Source organism: Wolbachia endosymbiont of Atemnus politus (genome assembly GCF_013309895.1).
In genome coordinates, this window is sequence record NZ_JAAXCS010000067.1 from 1 (window position 1) to 7,178 (window position 7,178).

Consider the following 7,178-nt stretch of genomic DNA (forward strand, 5'->3'; position numbering starts at 1 on the left):
GTTTTTAAAGTTTAAAAAACGAGGTAATTTTATGTTCAATGCTAACAATGAAATTAATGTTAAGAAGGAAGAAAGAAAATACAGTTGGTTAACTGTGTTTGCTTGGTTGTTCCTAAAAACGATTGGACGAATATTACCAAAAAGGTGGATCAAATGGGCAGAAGATATTCTATATTACAGTATAACTACTACAAATAATGAGGTTCAGACTGATGATCTTAAAACAGTAGATGAAGGTATTCAAGTTGATTTAAAACCTGAAGTTGCAGAAAAAGAAAGCCAAAGTGAAGTGATAAGTAAAGATGGAGGGGTTCAGACTGATGGAGTAGCTTTTCAAGATATGACAATGCAGACTGAGTGTGTTGAAACAACAGATAAAAACATTGAAGTTGATTTAGAATCTGAAGTTGCAGAAAAAGAGAGCGCAATAACGAGCGAAGATGAAGGAATTTGCTCTGAAGTAAGTACTGACGAAGACTGCTCTGATATTGAAGTAGATAATAAAAATGAATTGGTTTGGGACGACCATTTTGAATTGCACAGAGAAGATGATGAAAAATTAAAGGAACATCTGGAGGATGTAATTCTGAAACTAAACATTGAATGTTTACAAAATGTTTTATTAAAAAAGACAAATGAAGATTTGGAATCTAAACTTGGAACGAGTGATGAAAATTTGGTAAAAGCTAGAGAAACAATAGTACACCTGGAAGGAGAACTAACTACATTAAAATTGCAACTTGCAGAATATGAAAAAGATTACACAGAACTGAAAGAGGTTTCAGATCAAATAGAAAAAGAGCTTGAGCAACAAATAGAGGAAAATTTAATGGAAATGAAAAAAAAAGAAGGAAAAATAAGCAGCTTAGCACGATTAAATGAAGCTTTAGAACAAGATATAAAGAAAACAAAAACTGAAAGTAACAGACAACAGCAAATAGTTGAAATGCAAGAAGTAAATAAAAAGCTTGATACAGATTCCTTACCTTTAAAAGATGAAGTTAAAACAAGATACACACCTAACTCTTTTCTGAGCTGCACTAGCAGCACCGCAAGCATTAAGCTTAGAGAAACGTTATAGTGGGCCCTTAGCATAAAGTAACAACTCCTCTTTCGTTAAGGAATAGGAGCTGTCTTCCCAATGCTGTTTTAACAATTCTAAACTTCTACCTAAACTTTTCCCTGGCTGGTGGCCTATATTTATCAAATCATCGCCAGATAAGGGAAATTTGGGAATATCGAACACTTTAGCAAATGAGATATATTCATCAACGTTTGCTCCAGACTCAACACCACAAATTTTCACCAAATCACAATATAATTCTTTATCAAATAAAGATATGTATTTTTTTTGCTCTTTTTCTGAGAGCTCTGTTTTGATATTGTTGGATAGTAAAAATAGCAGCTTTTTCTTTTGCTTGTTCGAAAGACGTAAAAATTTGCTTACATATTCTCCAAACCTGTCATTTTTTTTAGTAGTCCTAAGAAGCAGCGCTAATTTTACTAGTACATCAGCACCAAAAAGAAGTGGCGAAGACAGAATTTCGCATTTTACTTCTTTTGGGATAATCTTTTGCAAAACATCAGATTCTTGCATGCTCTTAAGTGTTGGAGCCGGATTATCACACTCCAGCAATTTAAACATTTCATCTCTTATTCTTTCTCCAGAGAGGTTTTGGATCATGTGCGAATGCTGTTTGCATACATCCAATATTTCATCACTCAAATCTCCAACACATATTTTTGCGTGAAACCGAAACACTCTTAAAATACGCAGATAGTCTTCCTTAATTCTATCTTCAGCGTTGCCTATAAAGTTCAACCTCTGCGCCTTTAAATCCTGAATGCCACCGAAGTAGTCATATATATGGCCATGCTTGTCTGCATAAAGAGCGTTAAATGTAAAGTCACGTCTTGAAGCATCAGCTTGCCAATCGTTGGTAAATTCTACTTTCGCATGCCTACCGTCACATTTCACATCATACCTCAGGGTTGTAATCTCAAAGGATCTTTGATTTAAAACCGCAGTGATAGTTCCATGTTTCAGGCCAGTTGGAATAGCTTTTATATTACAGAGTTTTAGCGCTTCAATCACTTGACCAGGCAGTAGATTGGTGGCTAAGTCGATGTCGTGAACGTCACGCTGCAAGATTGAATCTCTCACACACCCACCGACAAGCCTTGCCTCACCACCAAATTTCTCTATGGCATCAATGATTAAACTAGTCTCATGATCAACTTGCATCGAGGTTGGTACATACTGCAACTCATATTATATGAAATGCTTGCGAAAAGCCCTACATAAAAATATACAGGGCTATTTTACAAGTATTTGGTGCTGTTGATGAGATGTTACTCTTGTTTCTTCCATACCACAGCTTGGGCTCAAAGAGTTTTGCTCCTCAGAGCGTTGAATGTGCTGCTCTATATCACTAACGCACTGCTCTACAACATCATGAATTTTCCCATCAGCATTTTTTGCCAATAACTCATCAAATCTCTTCTCAACCTCTGCTCTCTCAGAGATATCTTTTGAAAGGTTACAATATTCCAAGATCTCATCTAACTGAAGCTTTTTTGCTAATAGGAAATCTTCTTGTTCTTGCTCTTGTTTAAGTTTGGTTTCCTCTTGCAGTTGTTTTGCTAAACTTTTATTTCTATCAAGCAATGGTTCGAAATGAGCATGGCCTTTGTTTATTACATGCAAGACACTACTATCATCATAATCTACCTTATTATACTCACCTGCATTTTTTAAACCTGCACCATCTATTAATTGATGCAAGGACGGATCCTGTTGATTACCGTCAGCATACAACGAGTTGCTCTCTACAACATGCAACTTCACACCATACTTTTCGCAAAGTATTCTGCCTTCAATATCAGGGCGCCCCCAGAATTCATTCTTTTCAATTTTATTGATGTATTGATCGCACGTAATGCCACGATTTACAAACCTACCTCTAACCTCATCGAAGTCATTGGCAATCGCACTTATAAACCACTCTGGCGGATTGTTTTGCGCAAATTCTTTACAATCATTTCTTAATTGCTCTACAGTAACTTGTATTCCTGTTTGCTGTTCCAGACCTTGTCTGAACGAGTCAAAAAAGCAGCTTCCATTACCAATTGCTTGCCCTATATGGAAATTGTCAGGGTAAGGACTACTATTTGAAGAAGTGACTTCTTGCTCCGAGATCTTTGGTCTTTTTATTCCAACCTCAATATCATGAAAATTACTTGGTAGTTTCCGTTTCCTAGATGCAGCAGCCATAGTTTTTACCTTATTTAAGCTATATATTACTATACCAATAAAATTATTAATAAGTAACTAATTAAGTATAGCAAAAATTTTCAAATTATGCAACAATTACAATTTTACATAGTGAATATGAGCTTTAACTGTGGCATAGTTGGACTGCCAAACATAGGAAAATCAACCTTATTTAATGCGCTTACACAATCAAGTGCAGCTGAAGCTGCAAACTATCCCTTTTGTACAATCGAGCCCAACGTTGGCAAGGTGCCAATAAGAGATCACCGTTTGAAACAAATCGCAGCAATTGCCGGCTCAGAGAAGGTAATCTACAATCAACTAGAAGTTGTAGATATTGCAGGCCTGGTAAAGGGTGCGAGCAAAGGTGAAGGGCTCGGGAACAAGTTTTTGAGTCACATCAGAGAGGTTGATGCTATCGTTCATTTACTTAGGTGCTTTACGGATGACGATATCAGCCACGTGCACAATGAAATAGATCCAATATCAGATGCTGAAGTGGTGGAAATGGAATTAATCCTAGCTGATATTGATAGCATAGAAAAAAGGCTACCTCAATTGGAAAAGAAAGCAAAACAAGGTGATAAAGAGCTAAAGAGACAGCTTGATTTGATGCAAGAAGTCTTAGCTACTTTAAAACTCGGTAAACCTGCAAGAAGTTTGGGAAACATGGACGAAGCCGAAATGAAGTCGCTTCAATTGTTGACAACAAAGCCCGTCATGTACGTCTGCAATGTTGAAGATGCAAACATCATAACTGGCAATGAACTATCTAAAAAGGTAGAAAAAATGGCAGAAGAAAACAAGAGCAAATTCTATTGTATTTCAGCAAAACTTGAAGCAGATATTGCAAATCTTGAAGATGAAGAAGAAAAACAGAGTTTTTTGTCAGAATTTGGCTTGCAGGAGTCAGGCCTTGATGGAGTAGCGCGTATTATGTATGAAGTGCTGAGCATGATAACTTTCTTTACCGTAGGGCCAAAAGAAGCACGTGCATGGCCAATAAAGATAGGATCAACAGCTGATAAAGCAGCAGGTGTAATTCACACTGATTTTGAAAAAGGTTTTATAAAAGCAGAAACGATAAGTTTTGCAGACTATATAAAATATGGAAGTGAATCAGCTTGCAAAGACGCAGGTAAAGTTCGCTTTGAAGGCCGAGATTATATTGTGCAAGATGGTGACATAATGCACTTTAGGTTTAATGTGTAGCAGACCTACCATTATTAACAACAGTTTCTCTCTGAGGAGCAGGAACTCCTTCTTCTACAGTTACTCCTTCATCAAGAGAAGAACTAGGTACGGTAATACTCTCACGCGATTGCGCACTCTTCTTTTCCTCACATGGTATTTGCTTAGTCAGGTATCCTTCTAAAACTTCATGTAAAGCTTTATTTCCTATAAGCACAGCCTCGTTTTGCTTAGCTAATTCTAAAATTTCCTTCGGTTCAACATTTTTACCGTTGATAACTGACTTTTTAATACCAATTTGACCAGAATCTATATTTAGAACAACAACACAATTAAGATCATTTCCAGACTTATCTTTTGCATCCCAACTAATTTCAATGTCACATATTGCAGACTTTTCAAAGGAGTAGTTCCTCTGTTGTTTCTCATTCTTCTCAATTGTTACTATTCTTTTATCATTACTGTATATTTTTACTCTTTGTACCTCATTTTTAATTATTTCCATCCTTTTAGTCTTTTCGCTAAAAAGACGACTGGTTTCTAAACTCTGTCCAGGTTTAGTAATGTTGATACTAAGATTATCATAATGATTAACAAGATGTCCTGCCTTTTTGTCTGGCCAATAACATCCATCAAAGAAACCAATTAGATCATCTTTGTTTAGAAATTCTTTTGCATCATTCATTCCTTCGTCAATTCGAAGAAGATATCTACCCAACCTCTTTTTAAAATTTTCTTTTAACTTCTCCTGGTCTTGGGAAGTAAACTTCTTATCCAATATACCCATTATTTCTTTTCGCTTATTTAGTACCACATGATTAAAAAGGAAAATGTCCTTCTCCCATCGATAATAATTTGCTATCTTATCAAATGGATCTGCCGGCCAGCCGTTATTAAAATTTACTTTATCAGAAGGATTTTCACACTTATTATCCTTAAAATTAAAATTCAATTCTTTAAAATCTGATAGTACTTCTTCTGCCCTATCTTCAAAAGACTGAAGTCTATCTTGAAGTTCTGCTCCATAACTCATTCCTTTGTCAATTTGAAGAAGATATCTACCAAACCTCCTTCTAAACTCTTCCTGATTGCTGGGAGCACACTTCTGATCTAATATATCTATTACCTCTTCTCGATCACGTAGTTAAAGAGGGAACTCTTTCCCTTCTTGTTATAATCATCTGCTATTTTGTCAAAACACTTATTATCCTTAAAATCCAATCTCTCAAAATCCGAGAGCACACTGTCTACCTCAGACTTATCAAATTGAAGATTTGTTTGAGGAGATAGAATAGTTACGTTCTCTCTACTTTGCTCAGGCAAGACATTTTGAGAATTCGTTTGAGAAGAGTTAGTATTATTGTATAGTCCAGAAAGCATTTCGAACCTCCATTATTTTTATAAATTTATTGTACCTTAGCTCTAAATTAGAGTAAAGCTAAAATTTAGGTATGTCAAAATCAAACAGTTAACGTAGATTCTGCATTGTTTGCAGCTTTATCAGCTTATTAGGCAGAATAATTAAAGAATTAGTTGAATAAGTGTTATGACTAAATTTAACTCCATCCACAAGTTCTCCGCTTGTTACTCCAGTTGCAATAAACACTGACTCACCTCTTGCCATATCTTTTACAGTGTAGATTTTTTCTGGGTCATGGATATTCAAGTTTTTTGCTCTTTCTTTTAACTGATCCGTGTCAAATATTAATTTTCCTTCCATTTGTCCACCAATTGAACTTAGCGCTGCGGCTGCAAGCACTCCCTCTGGTGCTCCACCTGTTCCGATATACATGTCGTGATTGCCACTCACTAGTGAAATTACAGCGGCAACATCACCATCGTCTATTAGTTTAATTTTTGCCCCTAACTTTCTAATTTTCTCTATTAATTCATTGTGCCTTTCACGTTTAAGCACAGTTACCACGAGATCATTTATTTTACATTTTTTTGCCTGAGCTAGATTGTCTAAATTTTTTTCGACACTATTTTTTAGTGAAACGACACCCTCTGGAAGATTTTTTCCTATCGCTATCTTTTCCATATAAACATCAGGTGCGTGTAAAAAATTACCTTTTTTTGTTGCAGCAAGAACAGACATTGCACCCTGTTTATAATGAGCACAAATTGTAGTGCCCTCAAGTGGGTCGACAGCAATGTCGATCTCAGGACCATTTCCAGTTCCGACCTTTTCCCCGATATATAGCATCGGTGCTTCATCCCTTTCACCTTCGCCAATTACAATTGTGCCATTTATTTCCATGGAATTTAGCACCGTCCGCATTGCATCAACCGCGACCTGATCGGCCTTTTTTTCATCACCAGAGCCCACCAACTTATGTGCAGCAAGTGCTGCAGCTTCAGTCACTTTCACTAACTTATAGGCTAAATCTTCCATCATTCGCTTGAGAACTATAAATAAAGCATTCAATATATATCATGCAACTTGAAACTGCAAGATGTCTTGATTGATTGCGGGAAAGTTGATATAATAAGCTACCATATAGTAGTAGGTTTAGTTATGGCATATAGTGATGATGATGTAAGAAAGTTATATCTAAATATAGATGGAATTATAAAAAAGAAGCCTCAAGTAAGTTTTGAAGAATTGAGTAAAGAGCTAAATACAGAAATTGATCTAGAGCAAGAACCTCGCAATGTGTTAGGTGATTTATTGTTAGCACGTGCAATTGAAGACAGTAACCTAGACTTTGTA

Annotated in this window: 7 protein-coding genes and 1 pseudogene; 3 read left to right on the forward strand and 5 right to left on the reverse strand. The window is 36.1% G+C overall.

What is annotated here, in order from left to right:
• Positions 1-1,081: pseudogene (locus HET73_RS04960) on the forward strand (hypothetical protein); the annotation flags it as partial.
• On the opposite strand, the gene HET73_RS04965 reads toward HET73_RS04960, so the two are convergent.
• Positions 1,076-2,245, reverse strand: coding sequence for a CCA tRNA nucleotidyltransferase (locus HET73_RS04965; protein ID WP_174132726.1), 1,170 nt, complete (start codon positions 2,243-2,245; stop codon positions 1,076-1,078). The pseudogene HET73_RS04960 and the gene HET73_RS04965 sit on opposite strands and share 6 nt — an antisense overlap.
• A gap of 72 nt (positions 2,246-2,317) precedes the next feature.
• The gene (locus HET73_RS04970; RefSeq protein WP_174132725.1) at positions 2,318-3,274 is read right to left on the reverse strand and encodes an OTU domain-containing protein; all 957 of its coding nucleotides are present in this window, start codon (positions 3,272-3,274) and stop codon (positions 2,318-2,320) included.
• Positions 3,275-3,391: 117 nt separating this feature from the next.
• On the opposite strand from HET73_RS04970, the gene ychF reads away from it, so the two are divergent.
• Positions 3,392-4,486, forward strand: a complete 1,095-nt coding sequence (ychF, locus tag HET73_RS04975; protein ID WP_174132729.1) for a redox-regulated ATPase YchF — start codon at positions 3,392-3,394, stop codon at positions 4,484-4,486.
• Here ychF and HET73_RS04980 read toward each other — a convergent pair.
• The 3 genes from HET73_RS04980 to glpX all read right to left on the reverse strand — a co-directional run bounded on the left by HET73_RS04980 (position 4,476) and on the right by glpX (position 6,860).
• Positions 4,476-5,498, reverse strand: a complete 1,023-nt coding sequence (locus tag HET73_RS04980; RefSeq protein WP_246210160.1) for a hypothetical protein — start codon at positions 5,496-5,498, stop codon at positions 4,476-4,478. The two genes, ychF and HET73_RS04980, sit on opposite strands and share 11 nt — an antisense overlap.
• An 89-nt stretch (positions 5,499-5,587) precedes the next feature.
• Complete coding sequence (locus HET73_RS08340; RefSeq protein ID WP_246210161.1) at positions 5,588-5,845, reverse strand: hypothetical protein; 258 nt, start codon at positions 5,843-5,845, stop codon at positions 5,588-5,590.
• Positions 5,846-5,933: 88 nt separating this feature from the next.
• Positions 5,934-6,860, reverse strand: a complete 927-nt coding sequence (gene glpX, locus HET73_RS04985) for a class II fructose-bisphosphatase (RefSeq protein ID WP_174132728.1) — start codon at positions 6,858-6,860, stop codon at positions 5,934-5,936.
• 66 nt (positions 6,861-6,926) lie between these two features.
• On the opposite strand from glpX, the gene HET73_RS04990 reads away from it, so the two are divergent.
• Positions 6,927-7,178, forward strand: a 252-nt coding sequence (locus HET73_RS04990) for a hypothetical protein (RefSeq protein ID WP_410543556.1), incomplete at its 3' end; no start/stop codon positions are given.

Excerpts from the sequence above, each read along its gene's own strand:
- HET73_RS04965 (WP_174132726.1), bottom strand. The coding sequence starts at position 2,245 with ATGCAAGTTGATCATGAGACTAGTTTAATCATTGATGCCATAGAGAAA.
- HET73_RS04970 (WP_174132725.1), bottom strand. The coding sequence starts at position 3,274 with ATGGCTGCTGCATCTAGGAAACGGAAACTACCAAGTAATTTTCATGAT.
- ychF (WP_174132729.1), top strand. The coding sequence starts at position 3,392 with ATGAGCTTTAACTGTGGCATAGTTGGACTGCCAAACATAGGAAAATCA.
- HET73_RS04980 (WP_246210160.1), bottom strand. The coding sequence starts at position 5,498 with ATGAGTTATGGAGCAGAACTTCAAGATAGACTTCAGTCTTTTGAAGAT.
- HET73_RS08340 (WP_246210161.1), bottom strand. The coding sequence starts at position 5,845 with ATGCTTTCTGGACTATACAATAATACTAACTCTTCTCAAACGAATTCT.
- glpX (WP_174132728.1), bottom strand. The coding sequence starts at position 6,860 with ATGGAAGATTTAGCCTATAAGTTAGTGAAAGTGACTGAAGCTGCAGCA.